General features: G+C 63.2%; 14 protein-coding genes and 1 pseudogene. 12 read left to right on the forward strand and 3 right to left on the reverse strand.

The genetic code is table 11. The annotated features are described in order from the left end of the window. Positions 1-52 precede the first annotated feature (52 nt). From galA to ABS769_RS15955, 11 genes are all read left to right on the forward strand, one after another. A complete protein-coding gene (galA, locus tag ABS769_RS15905; protein WP_317062301.1) occupies positions 53-2944 on the forward strand; it encodes a beta-galactosidase GalA in 2892 nt (963 codons plus the stop codon). Further along, positions 2941-5364 (forward strand): alpha-N-acetylglucosaminidase, encoded by a 2424-nt coding sequence (locus ABS769_RS15910; RefSeq protein WP_350498200.1) that lies wholly within the window; start codon positions 2941-2943, stop codon positions 5362-5364. Before galA ends, ABS769_RS15910 begins: the two co-directional genes overlap by 4 nt. Beyond that, complete coding sequence (locus ABS769_RS15915) at positions 5361-5489, forward strand: hypothetical protein (RefSeq protein WP_317062299.1); 129 nt, start codon at positions 5361-5363, stop codon at positions 5487-5489. Before ABS769_RS15910 ends, ABS769_RS15915 begins: the two co-directional genes overlap by 4 nt. Further along, positions 5486-6658 (forward strand): acyltransferase family protein, encoded by a 1173-nt coding sequence (locus tag ABS769_RS15920; protein ID WP_317062298.1) that lies wholly within the window; start codon positions 5486-5488, stop codon positions 6656-6658. Before ABS769_RS15915 ends, ABS769_RS15920 begins: the two co-directional genes overlap by 4 nt. 257 nt (positions 6659-6915) lie before the next feature. Next, complete coding sequence (locus ABS769_RS15925) at positions 6916-7638, forward strand: GntR family transcriptional regulator (RefSeq protein WP_172839323.1); 723 nt, start codon at positions 6916-6918, stop codon at positions 7636-7638. Positions 7639-7683: 45 nt separating this feature from the next. Then, the gene (locus tag ABS769_RS15930) at positions 7684-8958 is read left to right on the forward strand and encodes a sugar MFS transporter (RefSeq protein WP_317062297.1); all 1275 of its coding nucleotides are present in this window, start codon (positions 7684-7686) and stop codon (positions 8956-8958) included. 40 nt (positions 8959-8998) lie between these two features. Next, positions 8999-10066 carry a LacI family DNA-binding transcriptional regulator gene (locus tag ABS769_RS15935; RefSeq protein WP_043889880.1) on the forward strand — a complete coding sequence of 356 codons (1068 nt, stop codon included), beginning with the start codon at positions 8999-9001 and terminating at the stop codon, positions 10064-10066. A 5-nt stretch (positions 10067-10071) separates the two neighbouring features. Next, positions 10072-11100, forward strand: a complete 1029-nt coding sequence (locus tag ABS769_RS15940) for an SIS domain-containing protein (RefSeq protein WP_317062296.1) — start codon at positions 10072-10074, stop codon at positions 11098-11100. A 2-nt stretch (positions 11101-11102) separates the two neighbouring features. Then, on the forward strand, positions 11103-12257 hold the full coding sequence (gene nagA, locus ABS769_RS15945) for an N-acetylglucosamine-6-phosphate deacetylase (protein WP_317062295.1): 1155 nt from the start codon (positions 11103-11105) through the stop codon (positions 12255-12257). Between the two features lie 218 nt (positions 12258-12475). Continuing rightward, a complete protein-coding gene (locus ABS769_RS15950) occupies positions 12476-13855 on the forward strand; it encodes a S41 family peptidase (RefSeq protein ID WP_317062294.1) in 1380 nt (459 codons plus the stop codon). A gap of 631 nt (positions 13856-14486) precedes the next feature. Beyond that, a complete protein-coding gene (locus ABS769_RS15955; RefSeq protein WP_317062293.1) occupies positions 14487-17150 on the forward strand; it encodes a TonB-dependent receptor in 2664 nt (887 codons plus the stop codon). Positions 17151-17409: 259 nt separating this feature from the next. Here ABS769_RS15955 and ABS769_RS15960 read toward each other — a convergent pair whose 3' ends face one another. From ABS769_RS15960 to ABS769_RS15970, 3 genes are all read right to left on the reverse strand, one after another. Then, the gene (locus ABS769_RS15960; protein WP_317062292.1) at positions 17410-18648 is read right to left on the reverse strand and encodes a multifunctional CCA addition/repair protein; all 1239 of its coding nucleotides are present in this window, start codon (positions 18646-18648) and stop codon (positions 17410-17412) included. Between the two features lie 783 nt (positions 18649-19431). After that, a complete protein-coding gene (locus ABS769_RS15965) occupies positions 19432-21405 on the reverse strand; it encodes a transglycosylase SLT domain-containing protein (RefSeq protein ID WP_317062319.1) in 1974 nt (657 codons plus the stop codon). Positions 21406-21853: 448 nt separating this feature from the next. Beyond that, on the reverse strand, positions 21854-22753 hold the full coding sequence (locus ABS769_RS15970; protein ID WP_317062291.1) for a hypothetical protein: 900 nt from the start codon (positions 22751-22753) through the stop codon (positions 21854-21856). Positions 22754-22874: 121 nt separating this feature from the next. Here ABS769_RS15970 and ABS769_RS15975 point away from each other — a divergent pair. Continuing rightward, positions 22875-23309 (forward strand): annotated as a pseudogene (locus ABS769_RS15975) (TonB-dependent receptor domain-containing protein); the annotation flags it as partial. Positions 23310-23423 lie beyond the last annotated feature (114 nt).

A 23423-nucleotide genomic window follows, 5' to 3' on the forward strand; every position in this document is an offset into this window, starting at 1 on the left:
GCTGCGCGTCGGTCGCAGGGCACGTACGCAATGCTGTTGATCGGGCACTGCCATGCGCAGACGTGACTTCCTCGCCGGCAGCGTCTGTGCCTCGTTGCTCGGGGTTCCGACGCTGACTCCCGGCATGGCGAGCGCTGCAACTGCAGGCTCTGGTGTTACCGGAAAGCCGCGTCCCACTCCGCCGCCATCGGTCAAAGATGGCAGTGGCCAATGGCTGGATCTGGATGAGGGCTGGCGGTTCCATGCCGGCGATCTGCCGTTCCCGCGTCTGCTTGCGCAGGACGAGACCTACGACAACGCCAAGGCCGGCCGGGCCTGGGGCGCGGCCGCGCCGGACTTCGACGACACCGGTTGGCGGCAGCTGCAACTGCCGCACGATTTTGTGGTGGAGCAGGCAGTGCGCGCCGACGCCAATATCGCGCAAGGCTATCGGCCGCGCGGTATCGCCTGGTACCGGCGCACGCTGCGGCTGGAAGAGTCCGTGCGCGGCCAGGCGGTGGAGCTGCGTCTGGACGGCATCGCCAGCCATGCCACCGTGTGGGTCAACGGCATGCTGATGGCGCGCAGCTGGAGTGGCTACAACGGGTTGGTGATCGATCTCACGCCGGTCGCGCGCTACGGCAACGCCTTGAACAGCATCGCCATCCGCGTCGATGCCGAAGCCATGGACGGTTGGTGGTACGAAGGCGGCGGCATCTACCGGCACACCTGGCTGGTGTTGCGGACGCCGTTGCACATCGCTGGCGATGGCCTGGCAGCGGTGCCGCGTGAAGGCCCGGGCGATGTCTGGCAGGTGCCGGTGGAGCTGGATCTGGTCAACAGTGGCGAGCAGCCTGCCGAGGCCTGGGTAGATGTCGAACTACGCGATGCACGTGGTGCTGTGATGGCGCATGGCGAGACGCAACTACGCGTCGCTGCATTCGGCACTGCGCAAGCAAAAGCGAGCGTATCGGTCGCGCAGCCGCAGCGCTGGAGCGTGGACACGCCGGTGCTGTATCGCGTGGTGGCCAGCGTGCGCGGGGAAGACGGCCGCAGCGATCATGCCGAGTGCGAGATCGGTTTTCGCAGCCTGCGCTTCGATGCCGACCACGGCTTTTTCCTCAATGGCCGCGCGCTCAAGATCAAGGGCGTGTGCCTGCATCAGGACCATGCCGGCGTCGGTGTGGCGCTGCCCGATGCCTTGCATGCGTTTCGCCTGCGTCGCCTGAAATCGATGGGCTGCAATGCCATCCGCCTGCATCACGCGGTGGCGCCGGAACTGCTGCAGGCCTGCGACCGGCTCGGCATGCTGGTGATGGCCGAGAACCGCCTGTTCAACCCCGCACCCGAGTACGTGGCGCTGTTGCAAACGATGGTGCGCCGCCAGCGCAACCATCCCAGCGTGTTTGCGTGGTCGCTGCTCAACGAAGAGCCGCTGCAGGGCACCGCCACCGGCTACGCCATCATCGCGCGCGCCGCTAGCGCCGTGCGTGCGCTCGACGACACCCGCCCGATCACCGCCGGCATGAACGATGGCATGTTCGCCACCCGCGGCGCGGCCGATGTGGTGGACGTGCTCGGCTTCAACTATCGCCAGTACAACTACGACCGTGTGCATGCCGCGCGCCCGCGCACGCCGATGCTGTCCAGCGAAGACACCAGCGCGTTTCAAACGCGCGGGGCGTGGTTCACCGACATGGACGCACACGTGGTGGCCGGAGACGACAGCTTGGCCGCCGACTGGGGCAATACCCATCGCCGCGCCTGGCAGCTGATTGCCGAGCGCCCGTTCGTTGCCGGCAGCTTCGTGTGGACCGGCTTCGATTATCGCGGCGAACCCACGCCGTTCGAATGGCCGTCGGTGGGCTCGTTCTTCGGCATCATGGACCAGTGTGGATTTCCCAAAGGAGCGTATTGGTTGCGGCGCGCGTTGTGGATCGACGATGCGCCGGTGCTGCATCTGTTGCCGCACTGGAACTGGCCAGGCCGCGAAGGCCAGCCGATCAAGGTGATGGCGTTCTGCAATGCCGCGCAGGTGGAGCTGTGGCTCAATGGCCGCTCGCTGGGAAAACAGGCGGTGGATCGCGCACAGATGAATCAATGGCAGGTGCAGTACGCGCCAGGCGTCCTCGAAGCGGTGGCTTGGCGCGATGGTCGCGAGGTGGCGCGCACGCGCGTGGAAACCACCAGCGCAGCGGTTGCGCTGCGATTGACGCCCGACCGCGCGCAACTACGCGGCGATGGCCGCGACGCGCAGCCGGTGACCTTGGAAGCGGTGGACGCGCAAGGCCGCCACGTGCCCGATTGCAATGCAACGCTGACACTGCACATCAGCGGCAGCCGGTTGCTGGGCGTGGGCAATGGCAACCCGAATGCGCACGCACCCGATGAGGCCACGCAGGTGGCCTTGTTCAACGGGCTGGCGCAGGCCATCGTGCAGGCCGGCCGCGGTGCCGGCGTACTGCGCCTGCAGGCGCGTGCATCAGGACTGCAAGAAGCGGTGGCCGAGATCGCCTGCACGGCGGTGCCGCTACCGGCGTCTGTGGCAGTGGCCGCGCCGGTGATGGTGGTCGAAAGCTGGCGCCACACCGCCGCCTTCGCGCAGCCGCCGGCACCGGATCTCTCGCGCCGCCCCAACGACAACAACAGCTGGAGCAATACGTTGCCCGGCACGCTGGAAACCGCGCCCGAACGCGCCGGCTACGTGTTGTACCGCACCCGGTTCACGCCGTGGCAAGGCGTGCAGGCCCACGGCGGCGTGCTCGATCTGGGCCGCCTCAGTGGGCCGGCGCAGGTCTTTCTGGATGGCAACGCAGTGACGCAAGCTGCGGCTGGCACGCCGATCAAGTTGGCGCTTGCGCCGGCGACAGGCGCGCGCACGCTGGCGGTGATCCTGCAGGTCGCTGCCGATCAGCCGTTTGGATTCCACGACGTCGTCACCGTGCATTATCGGAACTCGCCATGATTGCCTTACCGTTTTTCCCGTCGTCGCCCGTGCGGCTGTTCGCCGGCGCAGTGCTGAGCGCGTTGGTCGCCGTTCCCGTCACCGTGCTGGCCGCACCGCCCGCACAGGCGGTGCTGCAACGCCTGATCGGCGCACGCGCCGCCCAGTTCGAGATGCGCGTGGCGCCGCGCGGCGACGGCGCGGACTGGTATCGCATCGATGCCGGCGGCGACACGGTGCGCATTGCCGGTTCCTCGCAGGTGGCCTTGGCGCGTGGCGCCTACGCCTATCTCGGCCAGGCCGGTGCGGCCTCGATGAGCTGGGAAGGCGACCGCGTGGCGCTGCCGGCGCAATGGCCGGCCTACAGCAGCGGCCAGGTGCGCACGCCGTTTGCCCATCGTGCCTATCTCAATACCTGCACCTACGCCTACACCACGCCGTTCTGGGACTGGCCGCGCTGGCAGCGCGAGATCGACTGGATGGCGTTGCACGGCATCGACATGCCGCTGGCGATGGAAGGGCAGGAGGCGATCTGGCAAGCGCTGTGGCGCGAGTTCGGTGTGGGCGATGGCGCGCTGGCGGAGTATTTCTCCGGGCCGGCATTCACCCCGTGGCAGCGCATGGGCAATATCGAAGGCTATCGCGCGCCGTTGCCGCAGCAATGGATCGACAGCAAGCGCGTGCTGCAGACGCAGATCCTCACGCGCATGCGCGAGCTGGGCATGCAGCCGGTATTGCCGGCGTTTGCCGGCTACGTGCCCAAGGCGTTCGCGCAGGCGCATCCGAACGCACGTATCTACCGCATGCGCGCCTGGGAAGGTTTTCACGAAACCTATTGGCTGGATCCGCGCGATCCGCTGTTCGCCAAGGTCGCGCGGCGGTTCCTCGAGCTGTACACGCAAACCTACGGCGCAGGCGAGTTTTATCTGGCCGATGCCTTCAACGAGATGCTGCCGCCGGTGGCCGACGACGGCAGCGACGTGGCCGCCGCCAAGTACGGCGACAGCATCGCCAACTCCGATGCCGTACGCGCCAAAGCAGTGCCGCCTGCGCAACGCGATGCGCGCCTGGCCGAGTACGGTCAGGCGCTGTATCGCTCCATCGCCCAGGTCAATCCGCAGGCCACCTGGGTAATGCAGGGCTGGCTGTTCGGTGCCGACCGCGAGTTCTGGCAACCGCAGGCGATCGCCGCGTTTCTGGGCAAGGTGCCGGACGCGCGGTTGATGGTGCTGGATATCGGCAACGACCGTTATCCCGGCACCTGGAAGGCCTCGCAGGCCTTCGACAACAAACAATGGATCTACGGCTACGTGCACAACTACGGCGCCAGCAATCCGCTGTACGGCGACTTTGCGTTTTATCGGCAGGATCTGCAGGCCTTGCTGGCCGATCCGGACAAACGCAATCTGCGCGGCTTCGGCGTGTTTCCCGAAGGCTTGCACAGCAACTCGGTGGTCTACGAGTATCTCTACGCGCTGGCCTGGGAAGGCCCGCAGCAGTCTTGGTCGCAGTGGCTCACGCAGTACACGCGCGCCCGCTACGGACACAGCGATGCGGCATTGCTGCAGGCCTGGTCGGATCTGGAAGCGGGCATCTACCAGACCCGCTATTGGTCGCCGCGCTGGTGGAACAAGCGGGCCGGCGCGTATCTGCTGTTCAAGCGGCCGACTGCCGACATCGTCGGCTTCGACGATCGCCCCGGCGATCCGCAACGCCTGCGCCGCGCCATCGACGCGCTACTGCAGCAAGCCGACCGTTACGCCGACGCACCGCTCTACCGCTACGACCTGATCGAAGACGCGCGGCATTACCTCAGCCTGCACGCCGACCGTCAACTGCAGGCGGTGGTGCAGGCGTACGGCGCCGGCAACTTCGCACGCGGCGATGCGCTGTTGGCGCACACGACGCGATTGGTGCAAGAACTCGATGCACTGGTCGGCGGCCAACACGAAACCCTCGCCGACTGGACCGGCCAGGCGGCCGCTGCCGCGGGCGAAGATGCCGCGTTACGTCGCGTGTATGTCGGCAACGCACGTGCGCAGGTCAGCGTCTGGGGCGGCGATGGCAATCTTGCCGATTACGCGTCCAAGGCGTGGCAAGGCATGTACGCGGAGTTCTATCTGCAGCGCTGGACGCGCTTTCTGAGCGCCTACCGTGCTGCACGCAAGGCGGGCACGCCGTTCGACGAAGCGGCCTTCAACAAACAGCTTGCAGCGTGGGAGCGTCAATGGGCCGAGCAGGGCACGGTGCCGAAGCGTCAGCCACCACGCGATCCACTGACCTCGCTGCGCACGTTGCTGGCGCAGGTGGATGCGCACGACGATGTGCCGAGCGCTCTGCAAAGCGACATGCAAAGCGAGGTGCAAGAAATTGCGCACGGCGCCATGCACGGCGCCATGCACGGCACCACGCACGGAACTTTCCAAGGTGCCGCCCAATGAGCGGATCCGTCTTGCGCTTCGTCAGCATGCATGACCGCTGCAGCGGCGATGCAATCACGCAAGCCATCGGCATCAAACGCACACCTCGCACCCACCTGCAGTGCCTGGGCAAGGAACTGCAATGAGCGAACAAACACCCGCTGCTACAGCGATCACTGCATCGCCAACGCTAACGCCAAAGCGCGAACGCTTTCTATCGCTGGACGTCTTCCGTGGCCTGACCATCTTCCTGATGATCCTGGTCAACACCGCCGGGCCGGGTGCGCAGGCGTATGCGCAGCTGACCCACGCGGCCTGGTTCGGCTTCACACTCGCCGATCTGGTGTTTCCCTCGTTCCTGTTCGCAGTCGGCAGCGCGATGAGCTTCGCGCTGGCGACAGACACGCCGCATCGGCCGTTTCTCGGCCGCGTGGGCAAGCGCGCCGCGCTGATTTTTCTATGCGGCGTGCTGATGTACTGGTTTCCGTTCTTCCATCTGCAGCCCGGTGGGGGATGGGCATTCACCGCGATCGATCAACTCCGCTTGACCGGCGTGCTGCAACGCATCGGCTTGTGCTATCTGCTTGCGGCGTTGCTGGTGCGCTATCTGCCGCCACGCGGCATCGCGCCAGCCTGCGTGGCGCTGCTGCTGGGCTACTGGGCGCTGTTATACGTCTTCGGCCAGCCCGGCGCCGAGTTGAGCAAGACCGGCAATGCCGGCACCCGGCTGGATCTGTGGCTATACGGGCGCGCGCACCTGTATCGCAAAGACAACGGCTTCGACCCGGAAGGCCTGCTCGGTACGCTGCCGGCCACGGTCAATGTGCTGGCCGGGTATGTGACCGGGCGCTTCCTGCAGCGCCGCGGCAAGACCGCTGCAGCCACGCGCACGCTGCTGCTGGCCGGCGTGGGCCTGGTGCTGCTGGCGCTGCTGTGGAACCCCGCCTGGCCGCTGTCGAAAAAGCTCTGGAGCGGGTCGTTCGTCGCCTGCACCGTGGGCCTGGATCTGCTGGCGCTGGGCGTGCTGGTCTACCTGCTGGAGCTGCGCGGCTGGATCGGCGGCAGCGACTTCTTCACCGTGCTGGGGCGCAACCCGCTGGCGATCTATCTGTTCTCCGAATTGTTCGTGGTGGTGCTGCGCCTGCTCCCGGCCGGCAGCTCCGGCCAGGACCTGTACGCCTGGGCCGGTATCCGCGTCTTCCAGACCATCGCGCCCGGCCCGCTCGGCTCGCTGCTCTGCGCACTGAGTTACACGCTGCTGTGCTGGGGCGTGGGCTGGTGGATGGATCGGCGGCGCTGGTACCTGCGGTTGTGAGGCCACGGCGCGTCAAGTGATGGTATGGCTGCCGATGCTTGCAGGTTGTCGCCGCCAGGTCCTGCCAGCGCCGGCCGCCGCGTGACGCGCGGAACCTTGCGATTCGCAGGTCAGTGCGAGCTGTCGCCGGGATCGGCACCGCACAGATGCGCTGCGGCAAAATTGGTACTATATTGGACCTAACGAATCCAAGTCGGTCCGGAGGACAAGCAATGGCCAAACCCAAGGCGGCACCCCGGAACGATACCGATCCCCGGGTGGACGATCTGGCGTTGGACGCGTCCGCGCCGACCCCGTTGTATCTGCAACTGGCAGGCAAGCTCACCGACGCCATCCGCGGCGGTGAGTGGAAGGCCGGCGAGGCGCTGCCGGCCGAGCGCCAGCTGTGCGAGCGGCTGCAGATTTCGCGGGTGACCCTGCGCCAGGCGGTGGACGTGCTGGTCGAACAAGGCCTGGTCTCGCGCCGTCAGGGCGCCGGCACCTTCGTCACCGCGCAGATCCAGCATCAGCTCAGCGGCCTGACCAGTTTCAGCGAGACTCTGCGCATCAAGGGTTACGAGCCGGGCACGCGCTGGCTGGAGCGGCGGCTGCGTCCGGCGCATGGCGAAGAAATCCTGCGGCTCGGTCTGTCGCCGGATGCAGCCGTGGCGTCGCTGACGCGCTTGCGCAGCGCCGACGACCGCGTCATGGCCTACGAGCACGCGGTGCTGCCGCAACGCATCGTCGCCGACCCGCAGCAGATCGGCGATTCGCTCTACAGCTATCTGGATGCGCAAGGCACCCCGGTGGTACGCGCGTTGCAGTATTTCCGCGCGATCAATCTGCCTGCGCGGCTGGCCGAACACCTGCGCATGAAGACCGGTGAGGCGATCCTGCATGTGGTGCGCGTGGGTTATGCGCGCGATGGCAGCGCGATCGAATTGACCGACACCTATTGCCACAACGACTTCTACGATTTCGTCGCCGAACTGCGCCGCTGATTCCACCCGGCGTCCCCCAACGACAACCTCAGAGCCAGCCGATCCATGACTACTGCCAGGCCCGCAAATCCCGTTGTCTCGATCGCCATCGTCGGCGTGCTGTTTTTCATCATCGGCTTTTTCACCTGGATCAACGGGCCGCTGATCACCTTCGTGCGCTTGGCGTTCGACCTCAACGAGGTCAACGCGTTTCTGGTGCTGATGGTGTTCTACCTGTCGTATTTCTTTCTGGCGCTGCCCTCGTCGTGGATCCTCAAACGCACCGGCATGAAGAAAGGCCTGGCGCTGAGTCTGGTGGTGATGGCGGTGGGTGCGGCGGCGTTCGGCCAGTTCGCCACCCAGCGCTGGTATCCCGGTGCCTTGGCCGGCCTGTTCGTGATCGGTAGCGGCCTGGCGCTGCTGCAGACCGCGATCAACCCGTACATCAGCATCCTCGGCCCGATCGAAAGCGCGGCCCGGCGTATCGCACTGATGGGGATCTGCAACAAGATCGCCGGCATCCTGGCGCCGATCCTGATCGGCTCGCTGGTGTTGCACGGCATCGGCGATCTGTCCGAGCAGGTGGCCAGTGCCAATGCCGCGACCAAGGAAACCTTGCTCACTGCGTTTGCCGCCAAGATCCATGCGCCATACCTGGTGATGTCCGGCGTACTGTTGCTGTTGGCCATCGGCGTATTGTTCTCGCCGTTGCCCGAACTCAAGGCCTCCGAGGCCAATGCAACGCCCGGCGCTGCCGGCGTGCAGAAATCCAGCATCTTCCAGTTTCCGCATCTGTGGCTGGGCGTGTTGTGCCTGTTCGTGTACGTGGGCGTGGAAGTGATGGCCGGCGATGCGATCGGCACCTACGGTCACGGCTTCAATCTGCCGTTGGACAGCACCAAACTGTTCACCTCCTACACGCTGGGCGCGATGCTGGTGGGCTATATCGCCGGCCTGGTGCTGATTCCGCGCGTGATCTCGCAGGCACGCTACCTGAGCGTGTCGGCGGTGCTGGGTGTGCTGTTCTCGCTCGGTGCCTTGCTCACCCACGGCTATGTGTCGGTGGGCTTCGTTGCCGCGCTCGGGTTTGCCAACGCGATGATGTGGCCGGCGATCTTCCCGCTGGCCATTCGCGGGCTCGGCCGCTTTACCGAAATCGGTTCGGCACTGCTGGTCATGGGCATTGCCGGTGGCGCAATCATTCCGCAGCTGTTCGCCATTCTCAAACAGCACTACGACTTCCAGGTCGTGTTCGCTGCGCTGATGGTGCCGTGCTATCTGTACATCCTGTTCTATTCGCTGCGCGGTCATCGCGTGGGCCTGCCGGCCCAGGCCAAGTGAGCGACGCGGCATGATGCGTTCCGACGAACAAGGTACATCCATGCGCAGGCCCACCATCAAAGATGTCGCCGAGCGCGCCAAGGTCTCGTTGAAGACCGTGTCGCGGGTGATCAACAACGAGCCATCGGTGATGCAGGCCACGCGCGCGCGCGTGCTGCGCGCCATCGCCGATCTCGACTACGAACCCGATCCGTCCGCACGCAATCTGCGCAGCGGTACGCCGTTCGTGATCGGTCTGGTGTACGACAACCCCAACCCGTACCACATCATCGCCATTCAAAATGGCGTGCTGGCCGCGTGCCGCGAAACCGGCTTCGGTCTGCAGATCCATCCCTGCGATTCCACCTCGCCGTTGCTGGCCGAAGAATTGGCCGAATGGGTGCAACGCTCACGTCTGGCCGGCGTGGTGCTGACTGCACCGATGTCAGAGCGCCCCGAGCTGATGGCCGGGCTGGCCGCGCGCGGTATCAAGAGCGTGCGCATCATCGCCGCTACCGACGACCCGGGCGATGGCCCGTGTGTGTACATCGACGACCGCGCTGCGGCGTATGAGATCACCGAACATCTGGTGCAACTGGGCCATCAACGCATCGGCTTCCTGTGGGGCGGCCCGCAGCATCGCTCCAGTGGCGAGCGCTACGCCGGCTACGAGGCCGCGCTGAAGGATTACGGCATCACCCTGGACAAGCATCTGGTGATTCCCGGCGACTACACCTTCGACGATGGCTTCCGTGGCGCGCGACGGCTGTTGTCGCTGCGCGAACCGCCCACCGCCATCTTCGGCAGCAACGATGAAATCGCCGCCGGCGTGCTGGCGGCGGCCAAATCCACCGGCATGAACGTGCCGTATCAACTCTCGATCGCCGGCTTCGAAGACAGCCCGTTTTCGCGCCAGTCCTGGCCGGCATTGACCACTGCCAAGCAGGCCACCGACGACATTGCGCGGCATGCCGCACGCCTGTTGATCAGCCAGCTGCGCAGCGATGCCTACGACGACCAGCCCGCGCAATTGCAAAATCGCGGCTTCGTGCCGCAACTGGTCGTGCGCGGTTCCACTGCACCGGCGCAACCGCCGGCCGCCAAATCCTCTCCCACCGAATCCGTCTGAGCCCGATGAGCCTTCCCCTCGAAACCGATACCTTGATGTTCCGCGAGGCGGCGCAGACCGCCGACGTGGTCGCCGCACAGTTCGCCCGCAACGCCAACACCATCGCCGCACTTGCGCAGTCGCTGCGCGAGACGCCGCCACCGTTCGTGGTGACCTGCGCGCGCGGCAGCTCCGATCACGCAGCGACTTACGCCAAGTACCTGTTCGAAACCCAGCTTGGCATCGTGACTGCCTCCGCTTCGCCATCGGTGGGCTCGGTCTACGCAGCGCCGCTGCAATTGCGCGGCGCGCTGTACATCGTGATTTCGCAATCGGGCAAGAGCCCCGACCTGCTGCGCAATGCCGAGGCCGCAAAGTCTGCCGGCGCGCGCGTGGTCGCCCTGGTCAACGTGGAAGATTCGCCGCTGGCGCAATTGGCCGAGGTGGTGATTCCGCTGGGCGCAGGCCCGGAAAAAAGCGTGGCCGCCACCAAGAGCTATCTGGCTTCGCTCGCCGCAGTGCTGCACCTGGGCGCGGTATGGAAGAACGACCCCGCATTGCTGGCCGCGCTGGATGCATTGCCGCAGCAGTTGCGCAACGCCTGGCAGGCCGACTGGTCCGCACTGACTGCAGGGCTTGTGCCCGCACACAACCTGTTCGTGCTCGGCCGCGGCCTGGGCCTGGGCGCGGCGCAGGAAGCGGCCTTGAAGTTCAAGGAAACCTGCGGCCTGCACGCCGAAGCCTATAGCTCGGCCGAGGTCAAACACGGCCCGATGGCGCTGGTGGGCCCGGGCTTCCCGGTGCTGGTGTTTGCCCAGCCGGACGAAACCGGTGCCGGCACGCGTGCGCTCGCCACCGAATTCCGCGCGCGTGGTGCACAGGTGTGGCTGGCCGCGCCCGATGGCGACCTGCCGCTTGCCGATGCCGCACATCCTGCCAGCGCACCGCTGCTGACCGTGCAGAGTTTCTATCGCGCCATCAATGCGCTTGCACTGCAGCGTGGCCACAATCCCGATTTGCCGCCGCATTTGAACAAGGTTACGGAAACGGTTTGAACATGGATGCTTCCCCGATTCAAGCGTTGTGCAATGCACGCGTGCTCACCGACGACGGCCTGCAGGATGGGCTGGTTGTCTTGCTGGCGGGCACGCAGATCCAGGCGGTCGTGGCGGCCGACGATGCGCGTGTTGCGCAGGCGCACACACGTGTGGATCTGGGTGGCGCCACCTTGTTGCCGGGCTTCATCGACATCCAGGTCAATGGTGGTGGCGGCGTGTTGTTCAACAACGCGCGCGACCCGCAGGCACTGGCCACGATCGCCGCGGCGCATCGCCGCTTCGGCACCACAGGCATGTTGCCCACGCTGATCAGCGACACTGCCGAGGTGATGGCCGAGGCGATCGACGCCACGCGTCAGGCGATCGCGCAAGGCGTGCCCGGTGTGCTCGGCATCCATCTGGAAGGCCCGTACCTGAGCCCGGCCCGCAAGGGCACGCACGACGCGCACAAGTTCCGCCTGCCCGACGCGCACGAGATTGCGGTCGACACCTCGCTGGACAACGGCGTCACCCTGATCACGCTCGCACCCGAGCGCGTGCCGTTGGACGACATCCGCGCCTTCGTTGCCGGCGGTGCGATCGTGTTCGCCGGCCACACCGCAGCGACATACGAGCAGGCGCACGCCGGTATTGCTGCCGGCGTCAGCGGCTTCACCCATCTGTACAACGCGATGTCGCAACTGACCGGGCGCGAACCCAGTGCTGTGGGCGCCGCGTTGGAAGACCCCAACGTGTGGTGCGGTGTCATCGTCGACGGCGTGCACGTGCACCCTGCCAGCCTGCGCGTCGCGTTGGCGGCCAAGCCGCGCGGCAAGGTGTTGCTGGTCACCGACGCCATGCCGATGGTCGGCGCCGACAGCCCCAGCTTCGATCTGTATGGCGAAACCATCACCGCCGTGGACGGTGTGGTGCGCAATGCCGACGGCGCACTGGCCGGCTCCGCGCTGGACATGGCCACCGCCGTGCGCAACAGCGTGCAATGGCTGGGCGTTGACCTGGCCGAAGCCGCGCGCATGGCGTCCACCTATCCCGCGCAGTGTATCGGCCTGGGCGATCGCCTCGGTCGGATTGCGCCGGGCTATCAAGCCGATCTGGTGCTGGTGGATGCGGATGTGCAGGTGTTGGCGACCTGGGTGGCCGGGCAGCGCGAGTAGGCGTATCGGTCAGGACGAATACGCTAGCCAAGCGGGGTCGATGACCGCGCGACGCGGTATGTGCTGTCCGACTACCGCGGTTGTTACGCGCGATCTGCAGCCACGTTGCCACCAGTCGCCACGTCCGGCGGGTTGGAGGTCGCAGCTCGCACACGGCGATACAGCGCATGCAATGGCTGCTAAGGTTGCGTCTGACCTCAGGTTGCCACGAGTGACGGATGAAAAACGCATGGATGCGATGGTGGCTGGTGCTGAGTCTGTTGTGCAGCGTGCATGCGATGGCAGCGATTCCAAACTGGTACGCGGCTGCAGGTGGTACTGATTACCAACTGACTGCGGTGCAAGGCGACCTGCAGTCTGGTGAAGGTGCGCAATTGCGTCTGACCGCAGTTGCCGGGCGCACTGCACCGTTCGGTGCTGCCTCCGCACAATTGGACGCTGTTTCTTTGCGCGGCCAGGGGTTGCTGTTGTCCGGTGTATTGGCAACCTCCAACGCATCGCAGGGCGCCACGCTATGGATGCGCGCCGATGACGCACATGGCAAACGCCTGGCGTTCGAAAGCTCACAGACCGACCCGGTCGGCGGTACGACGCATGCAAGCCGCTCCATTGCGCTGCAGGTACCGATGGATGCGCAGAAGGTTTTCATCGGTGTTGTGCTGCGAGGCGATGGAGCGCTTGACGTAAGCCAGTTGCGTTTGATTGCAAAGCCGCTGGCTGATGCGGCATCGGCAAGCGCGATCCTGGATGTCGCCATCCCCGCGATCCGGGAGCACGCCTTGCACAGCGCCCGCATCGACTGGACCACGCGTGAGCCGCAGCTGCGTGCGCAGGCTGTAAACATGCGCGAAGTGGACGCCTATGTCGTCATCGATGCATTGGTCGCACAGCTCGATGACGGCCATAGTTTCCTGATGCGTCCTTCCGGGCGACGTAACGTGGAAGCCGTTGCACAACGCAAGCCACTCGCCATGCAGGCGCGTCTGCTGTCATCAGGCATTGCTTATCTCGACGTCCCCGGTCTGATGACATCCTCCAAAGAAGTCATCAGTGCTTACGAGACATCGCTTACAACGGCGCTGGATCAAGCTGCCGCACAGGCCAGCTGTGGCTGGATCGTCGATTTGCGCCACAACACCGGCGGCACGATGTGGCCAATGATCAACGGGCTGCATGCGCTACTGGGTGATGCAGTGCTCGGCAGCTTTGTCGATGCGGCAGGCAGGCAATCGCCTTGGCGGGCGCGGTCTTCGCCACGCCCGACTACCCCGCCCAATGGCCTGCAGACAGATCGCCCGGTTGCCGTCTTGATCGGCCCGAAGACGGCGAGTGCGGGCGAGATGGTCGCGATCTCCTTTCGCGGCCGTGCGAACACGCGTAGCTTCGGTCAGCCAAGCGCTGGCCAGACCACCGGCAATCGCTCTGTGGAACTGCCTGGCGGCGCTGTGCTTGCGATTGCCAGTAGCCACACGCAGGATCGCAGCGGGCGTCGTACCGACGGCCGGCTGCAACCGGATGTCTTGCTCGACCCGCAGATCGAAGCGACCCAGGCGGCAGCACGCTGGTTGCGTACGCAGGGCTGCGCGCCGTCGAAGTAATCGCTTGTTGGCGAACGCCTTGTGGGCTGTGTTGGTCGCTGTTGTAACTCAAAGAAGTTTGCGTATGACGTCGCGCCGTACGTGATGCAACTTACGAGATTTGCTTCATCGGTGTTGCTGCATCTACATGTGCATGTGCCCGCAACAATTCTTTAGCGTAATTGGAATGCCTTTGTAGCGAAAATTCTCCACAAATGCGCGCCACATCCAAGCATGCAAACGCTTTGCATCGCAACATCTGCGAGCGCAGCCTTATGGCATCAGGGCTCTATGCGCAGTGGTCTGCCCGCACACCAAAAAGAATGCGATGGCGATCACGTCGTCATTCCGTTATCTGCGTTGAATTCGACGAATTACACATAAATCAGGCTGTTCGTGTCGTTGAGTTGACAGCGCGGCTTGCGGGAGGCACCTTCGTTGATAACGTTGTCAGCGAACAGGAGCACACTCCGAATTCATGCAGACGTTGCCGCCGATCATGCATCGGTCTGCCGTCTTGACCCGCACGCCACTAGGCAGTGCGGGACGCTGCTCGCATCCGGCACAGGGGACGGAGTGCGGGCATGGCACGCGCATCGCGCGTTCTTGCGCAACTCACCGGTTGCGACGTATCAGCCTAGAGGTCCACGCAATGGTGTATCCCCGTGTGTTCGAGTTATCCGGTCATGTCCTGTGTCACGCGCGCGCACCGCGTCGCTCGCCACTGAGCGCAGCGGTCCGTGGTTTGCTGTTGGGTGGCGCGGCGTTTGCCAGCACTGCGGTACTTCCCGCATTCGCGCAGGAACAGCCTGCACCCGCCCAGCAACAGGCACCCGCGCAAACCAATCCATCGGTCTCCACCTTGGATGAAATCAAGGTGGTGGGTTATCAGGCCAGTCTCGGCAAGGCGCTCAACGTCAAGCGCAATGCCGATGCGATCGTCGATGCGATCAGTGCCGAAGACATCGGCAAATTCCCCGATACCAACGTCGCCGAATCGTTGTCGCGGCTCTCCGGCATCACCGTGGATCGGCAGTTCGGCGAAGGCGAAAAAGTCAGCATCCTCGGCACCGATCCTGCGCTCAATCGCGTGCTGCTCAATGGCCAGACCATTGCCTCCACCAGTTGGGGCGGCGACCCCAACGACCCGGATAGCCGCTCGTTCAACTACAGCACCCTGGCGCCGGAAGTGGTTGGTTTGATGGAGGTCTACAAGACTCCGGAAGCACGCATCGACGAAGGCTCGATCGGCGGCACCGTGATCGTGCATACGCGCAAACCGCTGGATCTCGAGCGTAATACGCTGACCGGTACGGTGAGCTACGGCTATAACGATCGCTCCGAAGACCCCAAGCCGAACGTATCGGCGTTGTACAGCTGGAAAAACCAGGATGAAACCCTGGGTGTGCTCACCTCGGTGATGCATTCGCAGCGCGTGTTGCGCCGCGATGGTGTGGAAATTTTCGGCTACGACAACGTGGAAGGCGCAGGGTTTCCGCCGGGTGTGGTGGGCAATAACACCGGTGTGTTTCCGACCTCGATCAATACCGCGTTGTTTCAGCAGACGCGCAAGCGCGATGGTGTCAGCGCGGCGCTGCAATGGAAGCCGGATGCCGACTTCGAGCTCAATCTGACTGGTTTGTACGTCAAGGAAAGTTTCGACAACTACAACCAGAGCCGCTACGGCTACTGGGGCTCCAACCCGGGCGATGCGCAGGCGCTGGGCTTCGAAAACGGCGTGGCCACCTCGGGTACGTTCGGCGATCAATCCACCACGTTCCTGGACGGTTATCTGCGCAACAGCGATGTCACCACGGGCAGCATCCACTTGCGTGCCGACTGGCATGGCGATGGCTGGAATGCATCCAGCCAGGTGGGTTACACCAGTTCGCAAGGCGGCGCCGAGCGCATCTACGGCATCCAGTTCCGCAATCTTGCCGGCTACAGCTACAACATCGACGGGCGCCGCACCGCGATGGACTACAGCACCGACCCCACCAACGCTGCGGCGATGCAACTCAATAATGCATCGGCCAGCCACAGCCCGCAGTACGACAAAGAGCGCTATCTGCAGCTGGACTTCGATCACGCGGTGGAGTGGGGCCCGTTTACGCAGATTCTGACCGGCATCAAGCTCACCAATCACGCCACAGGGCAATCGGCGTACAGCCGCACCTGGACGCCGAACGATGGCAGCACGCTCGCCGCATTCTCGCCGGGCACCACGCCGTCGGGCTATCTGGATGGCATATCGACCAGCACCGATATGCAGCAGTGGTCGACGATTAACAGCGGCGCGATCAGCCAGTACATCAGCAGGCTGGAAGGCGATGACGGGCTGCCGATCAGCTACGCCGGCAACTACAGCATCGAAGAGCAAAACCGTGCGTGGTTCCTGCAAGCCAATTTTTCCGGCGAGCGGTATCGCGGCAACATCGGCGTACGTTATGTGCATACGCGCGATTCCACCGACGGTTTCAGCTATGCGCCGGGCGGCAGCTACACGCCGGTCAACTTCCTCAACAGTTATGGCAAGTGGCTGCCGGCCTTCAATATCGCCTACGACCTGCGCGACGATTTGATGGTGCGCTTTGCCGCCTCCAAGGTGATCGCGCGGCCGCGCTACACCAACATGACCCCGTACGTGGCCACCGACGACACCACGCTCACCGCCTCCACCGGAAATCCCGGTCTGAGCCCGTACGAGTCGACCAATCTGGGTGCATCGCTGGAGTGGTATTTCTCCGACAGCAGCCTGCTCAGCAGCGAATTCTTCTCGCGCGACATCTCCAACTACATCCTGACCACGGTGGAAGACCGGGTGTTCTTCAACAACGCCACCGGCGGTTCGAGCACGTATCAGACCTCCGTGCCGACCAATGCCGGCGATGCCAAGGTGCGTGGCGTTGCGCTCAACCTGCAGCACAACTTCGGCAACGGATTCGGTGTGGTGGCCAACTACACCTATTCCGATTCCAAGACCGATGGCGATTACAGCCTGCCGTACAACTCGCGCAACGCGTACAACATCAGCCCGTACTACGAGCAGGGCAAATGGAGCGCGCGGGTGAATCTGGGCTGGCGCTCTGAGTACTTCACCCAGATCGGCCGGCTCAACGGGCAGCAGATGACCGACGCATTTACCCAGGTGGATGCATCGTTCGGCTACCAGGCCACCGAGCGCCTGCGCGTGGCGCTGGAAGCCACCAATCTGCTGGACGAAACCTACTTCAGCTACATCGGCAACAAGAACCAGCCGTACTACATCTACAAGAACGGTCGTTCTTTCATGTTGAGTCTGAATTTCAAGCTGTAATGCGTGCGGGTTAGAGGAGGCGCGCACAGGGCGCGTGGATGGCATCGATGCTTATGCCACTACGCGCCCGGTGTGCTTCGTGCAGATCCCGCGCTTCTTCGCGTCGCGCAGGGCGTTGCGCCTGGCGAGTCATGCGTCTCACGCGGTGCAATCAGCGGCGTAGGAGCGCACCTGGGTGCGACGAGGCTTTCACAAATGATGCTGGCCTAGCTCACCGATCCACCGGCACAGCGCCGCTCCCCCAATAAGCAGCGGCTTCTTACTCCACGCGCTTTAAAACGCGCGCAGCGGCAATCGCGGCAATCCGTGCCTTCGCCAATGCCTCGCCGATCTGCGGGCCTTGCAAACCTTCTGCAGCCAGGTCGCGTGCGTTGATTGCGAGCGCAGCAGCAAGCAAGCGCTCGAGTTCTTCGCCCTGCGGATAGGCTGCGTCTTCACTGCCCAGCCGGCCACGCTTGTCGGCTTCGCAGACCAGGGCGAGCTGTGCGACGCGCTCGGGGTGGCGGAAGGCATCGCAGCGCATCAGCAGTTCGTGCACGGTGCGGTCGCGCAGTTCGGGCAGGCGATGCACGTTCAAGTGTTCGCGGCAGGCGGTGACGGCAAGCTGGCGATACTCCTGCGGCACCTTTAGGCGTTCGCACAGGGCTTGCAGCGGGGCGACGCCACGTTGTTCGTGCATGATGTGGCGTGGCCATTCGTCGGGTGGTGTGAGTGCTTTGCCCAGATCGTGCGTGAGCGCGGCAAAGCCCACTAGCGCATCGCCCGGCGCTAGCCGCGCGGCCATGTCGCTGACCATTTCCTGGTGGATGCCGGTATCCACTTCAGGATGAAACTCGGCGCGTTGCGGTACGCCGTACAGCGCGTCGATTTCCGGCAGGATGACGCGCAGTGCATCGGTGTCGTGCAGGGTGCGCAAAAATGCAGAGGGCTGTGCGCTTGCCAGTACGCGACGCAACTCCTGCCACACGCGTTCGGGCACCAGGCTGTCGAGTTCGCCACTGGCGGCCATCTCGCGCATCAGTGCCGCGGTCTCTGGCGCGACAGTGAAACCAAGCGGTGCCAGGCGTGCCATGAAGCGGGCGGCGCGCAACACGCGCACGGGATCTTCGACAAAGGCCGGGCCCACGTGGCGCAGCACGCGCGCTTGCAGATCGCGCGCGCCGCCGTACGGATCGAATAGCTCGCCAGTGTCTTCGTCGCGTGCGATCGCATTGATGGTGAAGTCGCGTCGCAGCAGGTCTTCTTCGAGCGTCACCGACGGGTCGGCATCCACTACGAAGCCGCGATAGCCGCGCCCGGACTTGCGCTCGGTACGCGCCAACGCATATTCCTCACCGCTGTGCGGATGCAGAAATACCGGGAAATCCTTCCCAACCGGTTTGAAGCCCAGGCGTTCCATCTGCGCCTGATCGGCACCGACCACGACCCAGTCGCGGTCGCCAGCGGGCTGACCAAGCAGGGCATCGCGGACTGCGCCGCCAACAAGATAGATCTTCATCGCTACATGATGCCCGATGCGATGCGCGAGTCGAAACAACGCGAACTGATTGTGGTTGGCGTCTGGCTGGGCTTGGGTGGCCAAGTGATGCCAACACGTAAATTTCAGCGTATCGCAGCGATTGGTCGGTGCGGATAGATCAGTCGTAGAGCGGGGAGCGGCTGATCTTTTGATTGGCTGCATGGTCCTTGCCCGCCCACCATCGCGGGACACGCCGCAAGTACGTCCGTGTAGGCTCTTACGCGGCATCCATGCCGCGTAAGGTCCCGCGACGGTAGGCGGGCAAGGACCAGTGGAGATGGTCGGTGTGCGAGGTGCAAGCAATGCATGAAATGTGCCGTCTAGTTAACGGCGCGCCCAATCAGCTTCCCAAGACAAGCCGAGAAACAAGCGGGCTTCCAACAAGTGACCTACAACCTTCTAAGCGTCCCAAGGCAGACGTAGCGATAGCCAGGTTTTGACCCGACCACCGACCAACTTCCTGGTGCGGTGTCCTCGCCGATTGCGGGACCGTGTGGCGGCATGGATGCCGCCACCGAGCCTGCAGGGACGGGTTCACGGCGTGTCCCGCGAGCGGTGAGGGCACCGCGCCCTCGACCGAAGCTTTTGACTGCACCCAACCTGCGCGATGACCCTCGGTTGCATTGAAACATCAGAAGATGTTGATACAACAGTCGTCAGCAAAGAATGTCTGACTCGCACCTTGTTGGCCGGGGCAAACACACGCAACGTCGCAAGCACAAAAACCTAGTCCCGCAGCCGTGCTTGTCAACCAACCGGAGCTCAGTCCTGCGCCGCATTGTTGGCAGCCTGGCCCGGCGTGCATACCGGCTTCAAGCGCTTGTCCACCAGCTTGCCCATCAGACGATCGCTCAGCGGCAGCATGTCGCCGTTGAGCTGCCAGTCGTAGATCACGCTGAAGGCCAGCACGCGCGCAACGTACTCGCGGGTTTCCTTGTAGCTGATGGTCTCTATCCAGAAGTCTGGCTCGAAGTTGGGCCGTTGCGATTGCCAGCGCCCGGTCGGCCCGGGGCCGGCGTTGTAGGCGGCGATGGTGAGGTAGGGCAGGCCGTAGGTGTTGAGCAACTGGCGTAGATAGGCGGTGCCGATGGCGATGTTGGTGTCCGGCTCGTACAGGCTGGTGGCGCCTGCGTAACCGGGCAGGGCGATGCCCTTTGCTACGGCCGCGCCGGTGCCCGGCAATACCTGCATCAGGCCCATCGCATTGGCCGGCGAGCGGGCGCGTGGATTGAAGATGCTTTCGGCACGGATTTCCGCTGCCACCCACGCCGGGTCGATCGCGTTCTTTGCCGCTTCGCGGCGAATGCTCTCATCGTGATGCAGCGGAAAACGCAGCGAATAAAGCCGTTGTTCGTCCGGCTGCTTGCCGAGTGCGAACACCGCGCGATCGAACCAGCCGTTCTCGCTGGCTACTTGCACCGCCAGACGGCGTTGGGTGTCGTCGAAGCGGGTTGCGGCATCGTTCCACTCGGCCACCGCCCAACCGGGGCGGTCGATCTGGAACAGGGCGATTGCACGGATCAACGCTGGATCGCGCGCAACGGCGGCCTTGGCCTGCGGGCTGTCCTTGGGCTCCCATGGACACAGCCGGTACGGCTGCTGCAGGCGATCGGCGGCCAGGAAGCCGTGGAAGGTCGGCGACTGCGCGGCCGCGCGATACAGCGGCTGTGCGGCAGCGGCAGCACCGGTTTTCTCTGCCAGGCGCGCCTCGAAATACTGCCATCGCGAATCGCTGCGCTGGGTGGCCGGCATCTTGCGGATCGCGGCCAATGCAGCCGGCCAGTCGCCACGCGACATCGCCTCGCGCGCACGCCATTCGTGCAGGCGTTCGTCATAGGCGGCATCGGGGACCGCGTTGAGGCGACGTGCCGAATCCGGCAGATACGAGGCCACTGTCCACAACGCAATCTGGTACAGCACCTGGCCACGCTGCGCCTCGCTGAAGCCGAGCGCGGCAGCCAGCTGCGGCAGCTGCTGCTCGGCCGCGTCCGGGTCGCTCTTGGCGAGCTTGGCCAGGCCATCGACAGCGATGCTGCGGCTGCGCTCGGTCTTGGGCCAACCCAATGCGCGCGGGTGCACCTTGTCCAGAAACGCAGCGTAGTCGGTGGCCAGCGCCAGATCGGCGGCTGGCAGGCCGCGCGCGGCGGTGCGCATCACCGTAGGCAGCTGCGCATCGGCGGCCGCTTCCACGCGTTCCCAGCGCAACGCGGGGGTGAGATCGCCACGCGACTCCAGCCCGGCGACCGCCGGGTCGCAGGCATCGGGCAGCGCCTTGCCGTTGCGCCACAGCGTGAGCGCATCGCGGCTCCACTGTGCATCCAGCTTGCCGGTGGCCTGGCGCGCGGTGAGCTGCGCGCAGCGCAGGCCGAGGTTGTCGGTGGGCTTCCAGTTGGCCAGCAGCGTGGTCCAGTCCTGACGCCGCGCCACCGCCGGCAACCAGGTGCTGCGGAAGCTCTCGGCCACCGGCTGGCCCGCGTAGCGCTTCAGGAAGCTCTGCGCCTGCGCGTTGGAGACGTTGTCGATGCTGCGCTTGAGCGTGGCCAATTCCAGCCAGCCGTACAGCGGATGGCGATTCAATGCGCTGAGCTGAGCGGCATCGGATTGACCGCGCTCTGCAGCGGCGATGGCATCGCGCATGGCAGTCAGTTGCGGGTCCAGGCTCTGGGCATGCAGCGCAGTGCTGCCAAGGCACAGCAGGCCGACGAAAACAGAAGTAAGAGAGAAAGAATAGATCATCATGCGATCATACCTAAAATCGCAATATATAGTGGCATATTTTTATTTATGAAGACCCTTATTTTAGGGGGAACTATTGGGCCGTCTTGATTATCAAGTGTTAAGATATACCGGATCCCGGGTGGCATTGCATTATTCTAATGTTTTGAAATTAGTGGCTGAGAATTTCTGCGCTAGTTTAATATGGCAATGCATCTATAAGTTGAATGAGTCTATTTTGTAAAATTTGTGAGTCTAGATGACTTCCTGCGGAATTTACAAAAAGCGCGCTACAGAATTCACTGATTAAGTCTAGTGTAATTTAATTGGGCGGATAAGATCGGGGTCGCTGCGCGTAATTGAATAATTGGCCGGCTAAAAAATTCTGAGCCGCAAATGAGCGGCCCAGAACTTAAGTTGATCGAAAAAGGTTGTAGAAATTAATTATATTTATTCAATAAGGTCTCCCTTACTTCGCCTTGCAGGTTAAGTTGGCACCGTCCCACCCGCATGCCATACCTGTGCTAGATGACGAACCGTTTGATACAGGAACACCATAAATGCCTGCACTCCCCTGCCAACTACCAAAGGATCCTCCACTCGAAAAACGGTACTCCCCTGCATAACCTCCTGCAGTATCGGGGTTTGCGATGTTTGCATCAGGGAGTAGATTGCCAACGTCATCTCTACTTTCTCCGTTGACATATCTTGCCTCGGTAATTGTTGATGGGTCTATGGTATAGACTGTCCTTGTTCCATTTTGCCAAATAATGAGAAATCTATAGGAGCCGACGCCTATGGTTGATCCTCCAATACTAAGTATGATGGATTGAAGCTGGAAGGCGAGACTATCCCACGTTGGATTGCCGGTAGTTGCACCAGCTAGCTCGCGAGCTAAAGCTTGGCCAAGTAGGCCGCGAACTGATGCTGAATTAACAACTTCATAGGCATTGGAGTTTCTGAAGGCGTCCGGAAATTGGATTGGATTAGAGTAGTTGGGGTCGCCAGGCCGTAATATTATGTTTACACTGCCAGAGTCAGTTGCTACCACAAAATCTCTGGACTTCATATTTTTTTCAGTTATCGCTGATGGCCCTGAAATGCTCATGCCTCTAAGGAATGATTGGTTAATTGATTCGGGAACTTGGTTGGTTACGGCTCTATACCGTTTCAACTCCCGATCATATTCCACTTCATAAGCGTATAGTTTCTGACTATCGTAGTCGAGCACTAGGGTATATCCAGTGCCTGAGTTTATTGCTGCGTCTTTAGGCGAAAAACAGTAATTGCAAACCACCACACCAGCAGCTTCCGCGCTGGTGCTGGCGAGGAGTGAAAATAGCACTACAGAAAACGCTAAAATTTTCATAAAAATCCTTTTCTAACAGGCCCCTGTATAGGTATTAATACAGAATAAATTAAGATTAATTTGTGATGAAATTCACACTCGGTAAGCTTGTTGGATGCGTATTCGATTGGCGATTTTCCGCAGGCGAAGTCCAAACAACCAGGCCGCGCCCGAGCCGATCTTTCTCGGCCCCGATGCCGGTACCGGCAATCCGCTGGCCGACAACATCGTGATTTCCGCGCTCAATCCCTTCAATCCGTTCGGCTTCGAGTTGAACTCGGCGACCAACCTGATCCAGATCGGCCGTCGCCCGGTGGAGGGCGGGCCGCGTCGGTTCGAGCAGCAAGTCGACACGCAATACTTCGGCACCGGCCTGGTCGGCACCTTCGAAGGCGCGTCGCGCACGTGGTTCTGGGACGTCAACGGCATGTACAGCAAGAACAAGGCCGAGCAGACCAACTACGGTAGCTACAACCTGTTCAACATCAATCTGGGGCTGGGCGATCCGGCTGCATGTGCGGCCGTGGCCGGCTGCGTTCCGTTGGATATCTTCAGCGGCGCCGGCGACGTCCCCCCGCCCTGAGTAGCGGCCTGGTTTAGAGTCCGGGGCTGATGATATCGGTGTTTGCCAGATGTTGGGCATACGCAGCCGGGGTCATGCCGCAGATTGCTTTTTTGGGTCGGTCCTCGT

This window comes from Xanthomonas hortorum (assembly GCF_040279205.1).
Lineage (GTDB): Bacteria > Pseudomonadota > Gammaproteobacteria > Xanthomonadales > Xanthomonadaceae > Xanthomonas > Xanthomonas hortorum_F.